The organism is Thiobacillus sp. (assembly GCF_018780105.1).
GTDB lineage: Bacteria > Pseudomonadota > Gammaproteobacteria > Burkholderiales > Thiobacillaceae > Thiobacillus.
The window spans coordinates 20,450-36,013 of record NZ_JADMKC010000021.1; the positions used below are offsets into that span (position 1 = coordinate 20,450).

The following is a 15,564-nucleotide window of genomic DNA, read 5'->3' on the forward strand; positions in this document are numbered from 1 at the left end:
TGTACTGAATATTTCAATCGACGCGAAACGAAAAATGAGGGCCTTGCAATGCAAGGTCCTCTTTTCTTGGGGCGTTGAGTTCATGATTAATTGCTTGGGGGGGGTGAATGCCGACCCTGAGCGATTGGCTCACCACGCGGCAGATCACCCGCGTGCCGCCGATGCAGTCGAAACGGGCGCTGGGCTGAAATGAATCTGGCAAGTGACGCGGCAAGCAATTAGCATGCAATCAACGGACCAAGTTCAGTTCATACGGTCGGGCTTGCCCGCTAATCAACCTTATCGAGGAATCGTGCAAATGAAACAAAAAAACCTGTGGATGCTGGCATTGACGATGGCGCTCATCACCGAGGCGGGTGCCCAGCAATTTGTCTACCCGGCCAAAGGGCAGACCCCGGAGCAGCAGAAGAGCGACGAGGCGGCCTGCTATTCCTGGGCCGTCCAGCAAAGCGGCTTCGACCCGGCCAAGCCACCGGCAGCAGCCCCTAAACCGGCGCCCACCGCAACCGGCGCGGCGCCAGGTTCCGGACTGCGCGGCGCGGCGCGCGGCGCAGTTGTCGGTGAAATCATCAACGATGACGCCGGCACAGGTGCGGCAGTCGGCGCGGTTGCCGCACGCGGGCAAAGCCGCAGGCAGAATGCGGCCGCCAGCCAGCAAGCCGCCGCGCAACAACAGAGCGCCACGCAACAGCAACAGGATGCCTTTGCCAAGGCGCGGGGCGCGTGTCTGGAAGGCCGCGGCTACACGGTCAAGTAATAAGCACGGGCAAACGGGGGGCAATTAGCTGCTTAGGGATTGGTGAATGCCGAGCCTAAGCAGAAGCCCATGCAGATAGTCGCAGCCGACGGCTCCTCGGCCGAAGCGGTCTGTCGCAGAATCAATATTTTTCCAATTTTGAATGGCCGCTTTTTTGCTATTTCACTTCCGCATCTATGCTGCCAGACGTCATTGGACTATGTCATGTCCTATGGCGTATAAAAAGTTAGTACCAATGGGTTTGTTCGCGATCATGGTCGCTCGGCGGCTTTCAGCCAATCTACTACGCCATTGACTCCCAGTGAAAGTAGCGTGTCTTGTATCACCACCACGCGTTTCAGCATCGCGCCACAGTCAGACTCTTCCCGTTCTTCTGCCTCAGCAAAGAGACGGGTCATTAGCTGGGTAAGACTATTCTCATGGTCATATAGATACGGTTTGCTATGGCTGACATACGCCAGATAAATTTCGGTTGCGGCCAAAGCTTGTTCTGGATCATGTTGCGAAGTCGCGTTGAGCCATTCATGAAACCCGAAGAGACGATGATGTTTGTTCTCGCTCTCGCTCTCGCTATCGTTTTCGAATACAGAAAAACAGCGGCGAATCAGTTCTATCGGAACAGAAATCGCTGCTGCCTTATCACCGAAAAGATGATCCATCTGCCCCGCAACTGCTAAGGCATGTGCGCCACCTGTATTTAAACCCGAATCCATACCGGCAAGGCACTGATCCCGATGCTGTTGGATATTTCCAGAGTTTGTCCAAACGGTAGCCGCCCCCTGCCAAGCCTCTGTGTTATCCAGAGCTTTCAAGTCTCTCAAAAATTCAGCAAAGTCGATGTGCTGGGTCATGGCTGCCAATGCCGAAATGCGTCCCCATGTTTCCAGGTCTTTGCCGACACCCTCGCTGCGAAGACGCGCCAACAAAGGATTCACCACTTCAAAATGATTGTGATAGCCGTAATAAAGGCATGGTTCGGCGATTTGCCATAGTCCATCTGCATCTTGCATGGCAATATGGAACAAATCCCAGCCCAGCTCGAAATTCTTGCTTTGCAAATAAGGCAAACGGCGCAGGATCAAGGAACGAACCGCAGGGTGTTCGTCACTGGCAAAACGGCGCAAAGTAGGCGTGAGCAATTCAGGAAATACGCTGCCGTGCTCTTGAAAGTTGTTAGCCAAGATCATCAAGGCTTCGGCAACGTCTCCCTTCACCATATTGATACCCATAGAGATCAAATCGACGTTATCCCCTTTGATTGGATCGTCTTCATGAAGCCGTTCAAAGCCTATGGCTAAAAATATCAGTCGCTCAGCATGTTGTGCACCCTGTATGACGTTGGCACAGGCTTCCAGTGCTTTGGCTGCGGAGCGTCGGAATTGCCAGTGCTGCGGATGCCTTTCCAGTTCATCAAGAATCTGGCCTGCCAAAAGGGGGGCATCAGGCTCTTCAACGGGCAGCCAAGTACCATGGGTTTGCAAGTTGCCATAACGATAGGCTAGATATGTAGCGACCCCGTCCATGATGTCATCACGAAACCGTTCTGGAATATCTGCCCAGTAGATAGGCAACAAGCCCAATAATCGAGAGGGATGGCGAGAGGAAGCCTCTCGCAGTTGCCAGCCAACCTCGCGCTCACCGCCGACCAGAAAGTCAGCCCCGTGCCAATCTGAGTGACCGTTGTAGTGTTCTAGTAAGCTCAACACCCCGCTATCGTCGGCACCGAGAAATACCTCAAACGAGAATGGCGCGCTTACCGTGCCGCCACGCGAACGAATATCCGGTTGACGAATCAACGCCCCTGCTTTTTTCTCATATGCATCCACCACCGCTTGCACTTCTGGAGAACGCTGGTAGCAAGGAATCGTAGCGATCAATTCGGCTCGTTTCTTCAATATCCAGAAACGGCTGGGTTCATCGGTAACCTCTTCATCCCACACAAGCATAATGTTCGCCATTACTGCATCTTGCATTGAGGAGTCGAGGAGCCTGAATGCCGACTGCATCAAAGTACCCAATTCGTAGGTAAGTTCGAACTCAAGCATGTTTTTATCGCACAACATGCGCCCGATCAGATCAATGTTGGCTTCAGGTGATGCGGTGCAAGCGAGGATTGCGAAGTAGAGCAATGCACCTTCGTGGTTGAAACACAGGCGCTCTCGGTTGTTTTGCCACCAGTCTGAGTGTGTTATTGCGTGGTGAAGGAAGGCAGCTTCAACCGCATCAAGCAGGACATCCATACTGTCAGCGTGTCGAATATCTCTCTGACTATGCGCATCGTCGTATGAGGTTTCACCCAAGAATCCATACCTGTAGCCTATGCGGGTTTCGCCATAGCGCGATGCATGAACATTGCTCCACCGCTCAATCGATTCCAAGGCCAAATCAAGTAATGCACTGGATTGCTCCATACGTTGACGGACAAAGCTGTCACTCCGGTCGCCGAACTCATGGGCATGGCAACGCAATTTGTTACCGAACCTGTACTCAAGTAAATCGTCGTCAGTGATGCCATCTGCTACATAGCTCCAAAGCAAAGCATCTTCTGCAACATCTGCCACCATACAACGGGCGATGACTCGTCCAAGAAAGCTGTGCTCTGATCGCGGCATATCGAGCAGCCGCTCAAGCAATGGAGAAACCAGTGCCAAATTTTCCGACTTGATTTCGGACAGGTGAATTCCTAGCCGGTCTGCAATTCCATTACCATCAAGCCAATCTAGTGACAGCGCCTCCATCCAGAATGACAGCACGCCCGCGGTATCTTCATTGCTCCATTGCGCAATGCGATGAGCATGTCCCGTTAATCCTTCGGCATCCTGCGCAGTTTTCAAAACGGGAACCAGATGCTTGAGCCAGAAGCGATGCCACTCAATCGCCCCAGCCAAAGCGTAGATCACCTGAAAAACATCGCGGTGTTTTTCGCGCAAATCACGTATCAATGGCCAGTCGTCGTCCTGGGGTATCTGTTCGGAAAATGATTCTGCTACCAAGCGCCTGATGTGGAAGGCCGCGCTACCAGTCAATACCGCCCTGAGTTGTTTTCTGAATTCGTGGCGTTCTCCCAGCGCCAACTGTGCGATAAAACAGCGGATGCTGGGACGTACAAAAGGAACAGGGGGTAGTCCCTGTATAAATTCATTCAGCGTGACGCCACTACGCACGGCTCCGCTGATGACCAGCACATCCAGCAGGGTTTGATGCCCGAACGTCAGTTTCCCATCCTGAGCTTCTTGCAGCACATTGAGGCTGCACAGGGCCCGCAGAATCTCCTGTGAGGCTGTGAAACGTTGATGAGGCACCACCAAGCTTCGTAATTTCAGCATTTCTGAGGCGATGGCTTCAATCGCCTGTATCGCCGCATCACCCAGTGCGTCGTTGGCCCGCACGATGATATTGAGATAGCGCTGCGCCAAGGCATGGCTGGTCACAACGTTGAAGCTGCCCTCTCGCTGGGCCAACTCGACAAACAATGCCAGCTCGCGTGGATTCCTTACCAACTCGCGAGTAACTGCATCGATGGTGGCAGTGTCAATCCCTACCATATCAAGTAACGGTGCAATTTCAGCATCCCAGTCCAAGGGCTGGCACTTCAATTCGCAATCCCATTGCCGTTCGGCAATTCGGCGATCGTAATGTCTGTCAAATTCGCGGCAGGCAGTAACCACGGTGATATTTGGAATCAATAGCAAACGGTCTATTTGCGCCAGAAAGTACGCTAGTACGCGATGATCGCGGGCGATGGACAGCACATCTAGGGAGTCCATGACTACAATCACATGCGCGTATTCAGCCATACGAGCAGCTTTTTCAACCCATTGCTCCGACAGCCCTAAGGCTTGTCGGTCTTGTGATGTTGCCAAGTCGGCGAATTCGCGTGACTGGATGAAGAGTGGCATGATGTCTGAGCGGGTTTGTGCGCGTTGCTCCAATGTTTCTTGCAACGCAAGCATCACACAGGTTTTTCCAGAACCCGGCATACCTGTGAGCAAGATGGCGCTCTTCTTGGCATCGATAGCTGCGAGTAGATCGTTTACGGTCGGACTGGAAATGTACTGTCCCGCAATGTCTCGCCGCCACGATCTGCCGATGGCTGAGGTGCCGGAAAACGACAAACGCACCTCAGCAAGATTCATGGGCGGAACCAGCATTGCTCCAGTCTTATAGAGAATGGCCTTCAGATCGTCTTTGGCTAATCGGTGCTGAGTGGCGGCGGATGCGCTATTGCCGCCCATGCGCGCCCCGAGTTGATCGAGGCGTGCCCAGAGTGCATTGAATGCGGCATCTGGATTACTCGCTATGTTACGCAAGCGTTCGCGTAATAGCTCCTCCATACGATTCAGTTCATCGCTGGTCACAAATTTTGTGCGGCGCAAGAATTCGTAGGTTGAAAGACTGGGTGTGGAAGTGGCAAGCCGTGCCGACAAAGCCGAATCTGTTTCTTGGTGTTCTTTGCCTAAACTCGTTCGGTAGCTAGCTTCATCATGCTGAGTCGAACTGTGCTCTCTCAGTTTCGCAAGAGCGCCAAAGTTGTTGCGTGAATAGAAGCGAACTTCCGCATTCTGGTTATTGATCAGCAAACTGGATGCTTTATCCAATTCATCCGCGAGGTCGGTTATCGTCCATGCCTTGAAATCGATTTGATTCTTTTTGCACTGACAAGCAATCTGTGTGCCGTCGGATTTTCCGACTACCACATCGTCCACCGAATACGTAATCGAATCTATTTCAAGCCATTGATAGTCTTCGTCTGACAGGACTGTCAATGCCCAATCAAATGCTACCAATGTTTGGTAGCTGTCACCTCGGTTGGAGCGTATGCCTGCGATGCTCATCTATTGATTCCTGTTGGAAGTCATTCAGTCCCCTGAGCCACATAGGAGTTAATCCATGACAATAGTTGCACAAGATACTTGTCCCAGCTAACCCTGGTCCACCCACCAACGGCATAAGCCTTTGTTACCGGGAAGCGGACACTGACAAGAACAAAGCATTTTCGGCGATCGGCCGCTTTGGCCGAAGATCTGCCAGCCGGGTGAGACGGCCAACCGTCGGCTCCTCGGCCGAAGCGGCCGATGAAAATTTAGCCAACTACTTCCGCCATGCAATTCGTTACGGGACATCGGCCAGGAAATCTCATCGAACGGCAGCTTTCTGATTTCCCCTGCAGCAGGGAACCCTGAACAGACAGACGCGGCTTGCGTCTACAGCTTCGCTTATGCGGTGCAATAACGGACACTCGCCAACGGTTGCTCGATTTGCCTGAACCGGCCAACCGTGATCGTTCTCACCCCTCCCCTCACTCACGCAGGCAATGTGAGTTGGAACCGTGTCGATTGATCAGTGGACGCCACTGCGATTGAGCCGCCATGTGCCTCAACAATGGATTTGACGATGGCAAGGCCCAGCCCGGCGCCATCGCCTTTGCGCTGACGCGAAGGATCGACGCGGTAGAAGCGGTCGAACAGTCTGGGAAGATGTTCGGCCGGGATCTCGGGGCCCGGATTCTCGACGGTAACGATGGCTTTATCGCCGTGCGTTGCCAGCGATACGCGCACGGTCTGGCCATTCGGGGTATGCCGAATGGCGTTCGACACGAGATTGCTGAGCGCACGCCGCAGCATCAGCCGGTCGCCAGGCACGGTAGCGGTGCCTGTCTGGGCCAGGGAAACACCGCGCTCCTCCGCCCACGCCTCAAAGTAATCGAATAAGTCCTTCGTTTCGTTGGTCAGGCTAACGCTTTTCAGACCCGGTTTGAGCAGGCCATTGTCAGCCTGGGCAAGATAGAGCATGTCGCCAACCATCTGCGCCATGCGCTCATATTCCTCCAGGCTGGAATACAGGACTTCCTTGTATTCGTCATTGCCGCGTGCGCTGGAAAGCGCCACCTGGGTCTGGGTCATCAGGTTGGAAATGGGGGTGCGCAGTTCGTGCGCGATGTCGGATGAGAACGCGGAAAGCCGGCGGAAGGAATCGTCCAGACGGGCCAGCATGGCGTTAAAGGCGGTTGCGAGCGGCTTGAGTTCCGCCGGCAAACCGGTAGTCGGCAGGCGCTCCGACAGACGTTCGGCGGACATGCCCGCCACCATGTCGGTGACCTGACGCAAAGGGGAAAGTCCCCATCGGGTGACCGCCCAGCCGAGACTGGCGGTAGCCAGCGCGGCCAAAGCGATGGCGAGCGCCAGCACCGAGCGGAACGTGTTCATGAAGAGCTCATGGTGCTCGATGTCCAGCGCCACAGCCACGGTGTAAGGCTTGCCGCTGCCTGTCGTCATCGACACGGCCATGCCCCGGTAGCTCAACCCGGCTTGCTTCCACTGCCGCAAGGCGCCGGACGTACACCTTGCCGGTTGGGCCTGGCAGTCATTCAGCAATGTTTGTGGAAACTCAGCGCCGGAGGTGGCAAACCAGATATCGCCCGTCGCATCCGTGACCGCCACGGCGAGACCATGATGGCCGACCAGGGCGTCATCCAGTTGCTGGGGCAGAAGATCGAGGTCCGCCTGGCTGTGGGTGTGCTCGAACAAATTCTCGATGAGTTCCAGCTTGCCGTTGAGCTCGTGCCGGTCCCCCTCCTCGAAATGGGCCTCCACCACTTGCGTCAGGAAATAACCCGTCGTCAGCAGGACCAGGGAGGCGGCCACCGCGAAAAGCAGGCTGATCCGGGCTGTCAGCGACAGGGTTTTCATGGTTCTGCGTTTTCCGGAAAGGTTTCCAGCACGTAGCCCATCCCCCGTACCGTGTGGATGAGCCGGGAACCGAACCCCTCATCGATCTTGAGCCGCAGCCGGCGCACCGCCACATCGATGACATTGGTGTCGGAGTCGAAATTCATGTCCCAGACCTGCGAGGCAATCAGGCTGCGCGGCAGCACTTCGCCCTTGCGGCGCAGAAACAGTTCCAGCAGGGCGAATTCCTTGGCGGTGAGGTCGATCTTGCGCCCCGCCCGCATGGCGCGGCGCCGCAGCAGGTCGAGTTCCAGATCGGCCACCTTGAGGACAGCGGATTCGAGCCCCGCATGGCCGCGGCGAACCAGGGAGCGCACTCGCGCCAGCAGCTCGGCAAAAGCAAAGGGTTTCACCAGGTAATCGTCGGCCCCCAGTTCCAGTCCCTTGACCCGGTCCTCGACCTGGTCGCGCGCGGTCAGAAACAGCACCGGCATGTCGATGCCGGCCCGACGTACGCCTTCGAGCACCTGCCAGCCATTGATGCCGGGCAGCATCACATCCAGGATCATCAGGTCGTAGTGTCCCGCTTTGGCGAGTTCCAGTCCGTCCCAACCCTCGCGCGCCAGATCCGTGACGAAACCGGCCTCGGTCAGACCCTGCTTCAGGTAATCGCCCGTCTTGGGCTCGTCTTCGACGATCAGGATTTTCATGGTTGAACCTAGAAACCGCAGTTGGACGCGCCAGATGGCGCGTTTGGGCGGGTGTCTGCCGCGAAGCAACGAGGCAGCAGGCCGGGGCCTGCAACGAGGCGCGACAAAGGCAGGCGCACGACCAGACGTGCCAGATGGTGCGTAGCGGACTCACCCAGATGATGAACGTAATCGAAAGCAAAAAACCCAGGGTTCATGCGGCATTCCTCAAGGCGACAAGCGGTCAACTGCGGTTTTTAGGTTAATGATGAGACTGGATGGAAGCATCCTGCCACAGCTCGCCGCCGATGGAGACGCGCATGACAGATTTGTAATCACCTAGTCAGATTGGTGTTGGGCGTGCGCCTGCAGGATGCGCTAAACAACTTAACCTGACATTCGAGAACATCATGCGTCGCGCACTGTTGATTTTTGCCGGCTTGCTGCTCGTGCAACCCGCTTGTGCCGTGAGCCTGCGCGCGGCGCTGGATCAAGCCTGGGGAACCAGCCCCCAAGCACAAACCCTGGAGGCGAAGCGCGCGGAAAGCGAGGCCCAGACCGTCGCCGCGAACAGCCTGCTGCCCGGCGCACCCGCCGTCATTTTGAGTCATCGTGGCGATCAGTTGACCAACAATGCGGGCCTGACCGAGTGGGAAGCCGGTATCGCTTTGCCCATCTGGCTGCCCGGACAGCGCGATGCGCGGCAGAGTCAGGCACTAGTCGGCAAGAGTGGCCTGGAAGCCAGTATGCGTGCGTTGCGCCTGAAACTGGTTGGAGAACTGCGCGAGGCGATCTGGCAAGTGCACCAGACTCAGACTCAGATCCAACTTGACGAGGCGCGCGTACAAACTGCAAAAAAACTGGCAGAAGATGTCGCCAAGCGGGTTCGGGCAGGGGAATTGGCCAAGACCGATTTGAATCTGGCACAGAATGAATGGCGCACCGCCCAGGCAGCGGTTTTGCTAAGCCGTACCCGGCTACTCCATGCGCTGCAAGCCTATTCCACCCTTACCGGCATGACAGCCTTGCCTGACGATAGTGCGGAAAGCGCGCAGCCGAAGCCCTTGCCTGACGACCATCCGTTGCTGGAAGCGGCGCGCCAGGCGATCGCAACGGCGCAGGCGCACGTGCGCTTGGCCGGCGAATCGCGCCGCGACAATCCAGAACTTGAACTCGGTATGCGCCGGGAGCGTAGTAGCCTGAACGACCCGTACGCCGACTCCGTAATAATCGCCCTGCGCCTGCCCTTATCCACCGATGCGCGCAACCTGCCGCTCATCAGCGCCGCCCAAACAGGCCTTGCCAACGCGCAAAGCGAATTCAATCGCACCCGGCTCACGCTGGAGTTCCAGCTCCAGCAGGCAGAGCAAAGTTTGCAAGCCGCCGATCAACTGCTGGAGTTGGCGCAGCAACAGCGTGCCGCAGCGCAGGAAAATCTCGGGCTGATCCAGAAAGCCTTCGATCTCGGCGAAACCGATCTGTTCACCTTGCTGCGCGCCCGCGCAGCCGCGTTTGAAGCCGGCCAGGCTTGCATGCAACAAGAAATCGCACTGGCGCTGGCACGCGCCCGCCTCAATCAAGCTCAGGGAATCTTGCCGTGACGACACTCAAAAAAATGGCGCGTCATTTGCCATGGATACTGGTTTTACTGATGCCACGCTGCGTCCTGGCCCACGGCGGCGAAGATCATGGCGACGAGGCGCGCGCGCCAGTCAGCCTGTCCGCGTCCGGGCCGCAACTCGAATTGAAGTCTCCCGAGGTGGAACTGCTGGGCATGGTCCGGGACGGCAGGCTCACCGTCTATGCCGACCGCTACGCCACCAACGAACCCATCCTCAACGCGAAAATCGAGCTGGAAAGCACCAACGGCAACGGGCACAAGCTTCAGCTGCGGCCGGCGCAAGACGGCAGCTACGCGGCCGCCGCGGACTGGCTGCAGCAGCCCGGCACCTATGAAGTCGTGGTGAGCGTGGAAGCCGCCGGTGTGGAAGATTTGCTGATCGGCAGCTTGCAAATCCCCGGCCTGAAGCCCGGCGAAGCCAGCGGGCGCACCTGGCTTGATTACGGGAAATGGGCGGCGGGCGGCATGACAGGCGTCATCGCGCTGCTTGCGCTGTTCAAATTCATCCGCCGCCGCAAGGGCGCGGCGGCAAGCCTGGCCTTGCCCGTGCTGGCGGCTGTGCTGCTCGGCGGGCACAGCCATCCCGGCTTCGCCCACGGCGACGAGGATCACGGCGCCCCGCCCACAGCCGCACCCGCTGCTACTGCGGTGAACGTCATGCCGGCCGCCGCGCAGCGAGCGCCCGTGCGTTTGCCCGACGGCAGCGTTGTCATGCCCAAGCCTGCGCAGCGGCTGCTCGGCATCCGCACCGTGCTGGGCGAGCCGCGCGACATCGCCCGGACCGTGACGCTCAACGGCCAGATCAGCGCCGACCCGAATTTCAGCGGACGCGTGCAATCCAGCCAGGCCGGGCGCATCGCCGCGCCGGCCGGCGGCTTTCCCAGTCTGGGCATGAAGGTGGCCAAAGGGCAAATCCTGGCCTGGATCGAACCGGCCGCCAGCAGCATCGACACGGGTAACCAGCAGGCGCAACTGGCCGAGTTGAGCAGCCGCCTCGGCCTCGCCGAAAAACGCGCGCAGCGGCTGGAACAACTGGCGGGCAGCCTGCCGCAAAAAGAGATCGACGCGGCGCGGGCCGAAGCGGTCAGCCTCAAGGCGCGCAAGGCGGCGGTGGCGGCCAGCCTGTTCCAGCGCGAAGCCCTGCGCGCGCCGGTTGCCGGCGCGGTGAGCCAGTCCAGCGTGGTCGCGGGACAGGTGGTGGATGCCAGGGAAATATTGTTTGAAGTGATCGATCCCTCCCGGCTGCGGGTGGAGGCCGTCGCCTACGACACTGCGCTATCCGGCCAGGTGGCGGGCGCTTCCGGCGTCACCACCGGCAACCAGCCGTTGCGGCTGGCATTCATCGGCCAGAGTTACCAGCTGCGCGAACAGGCCTTGCCGATGCAGTTCGGTATCCAGGCGCCTGCGCCCGCATTGAGCGTGGGCCAGCCGGTGCAGGTGTTCGTGCAAACCCGGCAGACCCTGCGTGGCATTGCCGTGCCGCAAGCCAGCGTCACGAAAAACAGCAGCGGGGAAACCATGGTATGGGTGCACGCCGCCGCCGAACGCTTCGTGCCGAAAAAAGTGAACGTGCAGCCGCTGGACGCCCAATCGGTCGCGGTGCTGGAAGGCCTGCATGACGGCGACCGGGTGGTGACGCAAGGCGCAGCACTGCTGACCCAGATCCGCTGACAGACGCCATGTTTAACGCCATCATTCAATCCAGCCTGAGCCAGCGCCTGTTTGTCGTCGCGGCATCGCTCCTGTTGCTGGTATACGGCCTGCTCAGCCTGAACCAGCTGCCGGTGGACGTGTTCCCCGACCTCAACAAACCCACCGTGACGCTGATGACCGAGGCTGCCGGCATGGCGCCCGAAGAAGTGGAGCAGCTCATCAGTTTTCCCATCGAGACGGCGATGAACGGGATTCCGGGGGTGACGCGGGTGCGCTCGGTGTCCGGCATCGGCCTGTCCGTCGTGTACGTGGAGTTCGACTGGGGCACCGACATTTACCGCAACCGCCAGCAGATCGCCGAACGCCTGTCCCTGGTCAAGGAGCAGATTCCCGCCGGCATCACGCCGCAAATGGGGCCGATCAGTTCCATCATGGGCGAAATCATGCTGATCGCGATGACCGCCGACCCCGCCAAGGCGAGCCCGATGCAGGCGCGCGAACTGGCGGACTGGGTGGTGCGCCCGCGCCTGCTGACGATTGCCGGCGTGTCGCAAGTGATCCCCATCGGCGGCGAAGTGAAGCAATACCGGGTCACGCCCGATCCAGCCAACATGGGCAGACTGGGCATCACGCTGGAGCAGATGGAAGCCACGCTCAAAGGCTTCGCGACCAACACCAGCGGCGGTTTTCTGGAATCGCAGGCGCAGGAATACCTGATCCGCAATATCGGGCGCACCACCAGGCTGGAAGACTTGCAGGATCTGGTGGTCGGCAACCGTGAAGGCAACCCGGTTTTGCTCAGGCAAGTCGCCCGGGTTGAATTCGCTGCGCGCCTGAAGCGCGGCGACGCCAGCTTCATGGGCAAGCCCGCGGTGATCCTGTCGGTGCAGAAGCAGCCCGGCGCGGACACGGTCAAGCTCACGCGCGAAATCGAGGCGGCGCTGGCGGAGCTGAACCGAAACATGCCCGCCGGCGTCGCGGCGAAAGACATCCTGTTCAAGCAGGCCCACTTCATCGAAAGCGCGGTGGGCAACGTGGAAGAAGCCTTGCGCGACGGCGCCATCATGGTGGCGGTGGTGCTGTTCCTGTTCCTGCTTAATTTCCGCACCACGTTCATTTCGCTCACCGCGATTCCCGTCTCCATCCTGATCACGGTGCTGGTGTTCAAATACTTCGGGCTGTCGATCAACACCATGACACTGGGGGGCTTGGCCATCGCCATCGGAGAGCTGGTCGACGACGCGGTGGTGGGAGTGGAGAACGTGTTCCGCCGGCTCAAGCAGAATCGGGCGGCGGGCGACCAATCCCCCCAGGCCCCCCTTTTGCAAAGGGGGGAACCATTGCCGGTGCTGCAGGTGATCGCCGCCGCCACGCTGGAAGTGCGCTCCGCCATCGTCTACGCCACGCTCATCATCGTGCTGGTGTTCGTTCCGCTGTTCGTGCTGTCCGGCATCGAGGGCAAGCTGTTCGCGCCGCTGGGCGTCGCTTACATCGTCTCCATCCTCGCCAGCATGCTGGTGTCGGTGACGCTGACGCCGGTGCTGTGCTATTACCTGCTGCCGAAAATGAAGCGGCTGGAACACGGCGACAGCCCGGTCGTCAAAAAGCTCAAGCAATGGGATACGCGCCTGCTGCAATGGTCGTTCGACCACAGCAGGCTGGTGCTCGGCGCGGGGCTGCTTGCGGTAGCACTCGCAGCGGCTGCGGTGCCGTTCTTCGCCCGCTCTTTCCTGCCCGCGTTCAACGAAGGCACGCTCACCATCACGGCCATGATGAATCCGGGCACCTCGCTGTCGGAAGCCAACCGCATCGGCACCCTGGCGGAACAACTGATTCTGCAAGTGCCGGAAGTGACCCAGGTGGGGCGGCGTACCGGCCGCGCCGAGCTGGACGAACATGCGGAAGGCGTGCATTACAGCGAGATCGACGCGGACCTCAAAAAATCCGCCCGCTCCCGCGAGGCCGTTTTGCAGGACATCCGCGACCGCCTCGCGCCGCTGCCCGCCTCGGTCAACATCGGCCAGCCCATCTCGCACCGGCTCGACCACATGCTGTCCGGGGTGCGCGCGCAGATCGTGTTGAAGATCTTTGGCGACGATGTGGACACGCTGCGCGGGCTGGCGGCGCAACTGCAAACCCGGCTTGCCAGCATCCCGGGGCTGGTCGATCTGCAACTGGAAAAACAGGTGCGCATCCCGCAACTGCAAGTCCGCGTCGATTACGCCAAGGCCCGGCAATACGGCGTCACCCCGGCAGCGATCAACAGCGCGCTGGAAACGCTATCCAACGGCGCCACCGCGGCGCAGGTGATCGAGGGCAACCGCCGCTTCGACGTGGTGATCCGCCTCGCCGACGCCGACCGCAGCGCGCAGGGTCTGAGCAATCTATTGGTGGAAACGCCCAGTGGACGCATTCCGCTGCGCCTGATCGCGGACATCGAGGACAGCGACGGCCCCAACCAGATCCTGCGCGAAAACAGCCGCCGCCGCATGGTGCTGATGGGCAACAGCGACGGCACCGACATGGCGCAGATCGTCCGCGACATCCGCGCCGAGCTTGCCCGCTACCCGCTGCCGGAAGGTTATTTCACCCAGCTGGAAGGCCAGTTCCAGGCGCAGGAAGAAGCCAGCCGGCTGATTACGGGGCTGTCGCTGGTGTCACTGGCGCTGATATTCATGGTCCTGTACAGCCGCTACCAATCCGCCGCGCTGTCGCTGATGATCATGGGCAACATCCCGCTGGCGCTGGTGGGCAGCGTCATCGCGCTGTGGCTCTCCGGCGGCGCGCTGTCGGTGGCGAGCCTGATCGGCTTCATCACCCTGGCCGGCATCAGCACGCGCAACGGCATCCTGAAAATCAGCCACTACATCAATCTGGTGGCGCACGAGGGCGAAACGTTCGGCAGGCAAATGATCATACGCGGCAGCCTGGAACGCCTGACGCCTGTGCTGATGACCGCGCTGGTGGCGGCGTTCGCCCTGATTCCGCTGATGCTGTCCGGCGGCGATCCGGGCAAGGAAATCCTGCATCCAGTGGCGGTGGTGATTTTCGGCGGCCTGGTGAGTTCCACCTTGCTGGATACCTTGCTGACCCCGGTGATGTTTTATCTGTGGGGCGAGAAACCGATGCTGAAACTGCTGGCGCGGGGCGGCAAGGTGAACTTTTGAAGCGCCCGTTTTACCCCTTTTACACATGACCAAGGAGCCTGAAATGAAATACCTGAACCCATCCGTCCTCACTTTGGCTTTGCTGTTCTCGCAAGGCGCATTGGCTCATAGCGACGAATATCTCGACACCCAAACCGCGCCGCATGGCGGTCAGTTGCGCATGGTGCAGCAGTACCATTTCGAACTGGTGGTCAAAGCCAGCGAGGTGAGCGTCTATGTCACGGACCACAGCGGCAAAAAACAGGACACCCAGGGCGCAACGGGAACCGCAACCCTGCTATCCGGCACGGGTAAGGCCAGTGTAAAGCTCACGCCTGCGGGCGATAACCAGATGAAAGGCTCGGGCCAGTTCAAGCTTGCGCCAGACATGAAAGTCGTGGTTTCCATCGCGCTGGCGGGCCAGCCGGCGCTACAGGCGCGGTTCACCCCCATGCAGAAGGCATCCGCGACTCCTGATGACCACGACATGAGCCATTAGCCTGGGAACGGCCACAGGATTTGCCGCCGATTTTCTTCAAATCCAGCCCGTTGCCAGATGACGCCATTGTCATTTTGCCGTCAGCTTGTTGTGGGGAGACGTGCCCATACTGGGATTTCAGTTGTGCGGGCTGACACCTCCTTGGGGAACCTCGATATGCCTGCTATGACTATGATTCCGGGAAAGAAAATAGCGTTCTCCACAGTGGCTACGCCCGGAAGTCGTCAAACCGTAATCCCCAGTTTTTCCACGCAAAGGAGCTGACCATGAAACGCCACACACTATTTGCCGCCCTGCTGCTTTCCACCCTGGCCATACAGCCCGTTCTCGCGGTTGACGCGCACCACCCCGATCAACAAAAAACCGACGCGGCAGCGCCCACCGCCGAGCAAACGATCCAGAAGATGCAGGCCAATACCAAACGCATGCAAAGCCAGCTGGAGCAGATGGCCAAGTCCAAAGACCCGAAACAACGCCAGAAACTGATGCAGGAATACATGCAGACCACACGGGAAAACATGATGGCGGGGA

The 15,564-nt window shown here is 59.0% G+C and carries 9 protein-coding genes and 1 pseudogene; 6 read left to right on the plus strand and 4 right to left on the minus strand.

Features of this window, described 5'->3' with window-relative positions:
• The first annotated feature begins 298 nt into the window (after positions 1-298).
• On the plus strand, positions 299-757 hold the full coding sequence (locus IV098_RS11935) for a hypothetical protein (RefSeq protein WP_296889380.1): 459 nt from the start codon (positions 299-301) through the stop codon (positions 755-757).
• A 251-nt stretch (positions 758-1,008) separates the two neighbouring features.
• On the opposite strand, the gene IV098_RS11940 is transcribed toward IV098_RS11935, so the two are convergent.
• The 4 genes from IV098_RS11940 to IV098_RS11955 all read right to left on the minus strand — a co-directional run bounded on the left by IV098_RS11940 (position 1,009) and on the right by IV098_RS11955 (position 8,332).
• Positions 1,009-5,592 carry an AAA family ATPase gene (locus IV098_RS11940; RefSeq protein WP_296889382.1) on the minus strand — a complete coding sequence of 1,528 codons (4,584 nt, stop codon included), beginning with the start codon at positions 5,590-5,592 and terminating at the stop codon, positions 1,009-1,011.
• A 468-nt stretch (positions 5,593-6,060) separates the two neighbouring features.
• The gene (locus tag IV098_RS11945) at positions 6,061-7,446 is read right to left on the minus strand and encodes a heavy metal sensor histidine kinase (RefSeq protein WP_296889384.1); all 1,386 of its coding nucleotides are present in this window, start codon (positions 7,444-7,446) and stop codon (positions 6,061-6,063) included.
• A complete protein-coding gene (locus IV098_RS11950) occupies positions 7,443-8,135 on the minus strand; it encodes a heavy metal response regulator transcription factor (RefSeq protein WP_296889385.1) in 693 nt (230 codons plus the stop codon). The genes IV098_RS11945 and IV098_RS11950 overlap by 4 nt, the downstream gene beginning before the upstream one ends.
• 8 nt (positions 8,136-8,143) lie before the next feature.
• Positions 8,144-8,332 (minus strand): hypothetical protein, encoded by a 189-nt coding sequence (locus IV098_RS11955; protein WP_296889387.1) that lies wholly within the window; start codon positions 8,330-8,332, stop codon positions 8,144-8,146.
• A gap of 192 nt (positions 8,333-8,524) precedes the next feature.
• Between IV098_RS11955 and IV098_RS11960 the strand changes: the two genes are divergently transcribed.
• From IV098_RS11960 to IV098_RS11980, 5 genes and pseudogenes are all read left to right on the plus strand, one after another.
• Positions 8,525-9,715: a TolC family protein gene (locus IV098_RS11960; protein WP_296889388.1), complete on the plus strand. Its 1,191-nt coding sequence runs from the start codon at positions 8,525-8,527 to the stop codon at positions 9,713-9,715.
• Positions 9,712-11,406: an HlyD family efflux transporter periplasmic adaptor subunit gene (locus IV098_RS11965; RefSeq protein ID WP_296889390.1), complete on the plus strand. Its 1,695-nt coding sequence runs from the start codon at positions 9,712-9,714 to the stop codon at positions 11,404-11,406. Before IV098_RS11960 ends, IV098_RS11965 begins: the two co-directional genes overlap by 4 nt.
• Positions 11,407-11,414: 8 nt before the next feature.
• The gene (locus tag IV098_RS11970) at positions 11,415-14,555 is read left to right on the plus strand and encodes an efflux RND transporter permease subunit (RefSeq protein ID WP_296889392.1); all 3,141 of its coding nucleotides are present in this window, start codon (positions 11,415-11,417) and stop codon (positions 14,553-14,555) included.
• 43 nt (positions 14,556-14,598) lie between these two features.
• Positions 14,599-15,033: a hypothetical protein gene (locus IV098_RS11975; protein WP_296889393.1), complete on the plus strand. Its 435-nt coding sequence runs from the start codon at positions 14,599-14,601 to the stop codon at positions 15,031-15,033.
• Positions 15,034-15,299: 266 nt separating this feature from the next.
• Positions 15,300-15,564, plus strand: a pseudogene (locus IV098_RS11980) (hypothetical protein); the annotation flags it as partial.

Coding starts and splice junctions, on each gene's coding strand:
- IV098_RS11960 (WP_296889388.1), top strand. CDS start 8,525: ATGCGTCGCGCACTGTTGATTTTTGCCGGCTTGCTGCTCGTGCAACCC.
- IV098_RS11940 (WP_296889382.1), bottom strand. CDS start 5,592: ATGAGCATCGCAGGCATACGCTCCAACCGAGGTGACAGCTACCAAACA.
- IV098_RS11945 (WP_296889384.1), bottom strand. CDS start 7,446: ATGAAAACCCTGTCGCTGACAGCCCGGATCAGCCTGCTTTTCGCGGTG.
- IV098_RS11955 (WP_296889387.1), bottom strand. CDS start 8,332: ATGAACCCTGGGTTTTTTGCTTTCGATTACGTTCATCATCTGGGTGAG.
- IV098_RS11970 (WP_296889392.1), top strand. CDS start 11,415: ATGTTTAACGCCATCATTCAATCCAGCCTGAGCCAGCGCCTGTTTGTC.
- IV098_RS11935 (WP_296889380.1), top strand. CDS start 299: ATGAAACAAAAAAACCTGTGGATGCTGGCATTGACGATGGCGCTCATC.
- IV098_RS11950 (WP_296889385.1), bottom strand. CDS start 8,135: ATGAAAATCCTGATCGTCGAAGACGAGCCCAAGACGGGCGATTACCTG.
- IV098_RS11975 (WP_296889393.1), top strand. CDS start 14,599: ATGAAATACCTGAACCCATCCGTCCTCACTTTGGCTTTGCTGTTCTCG.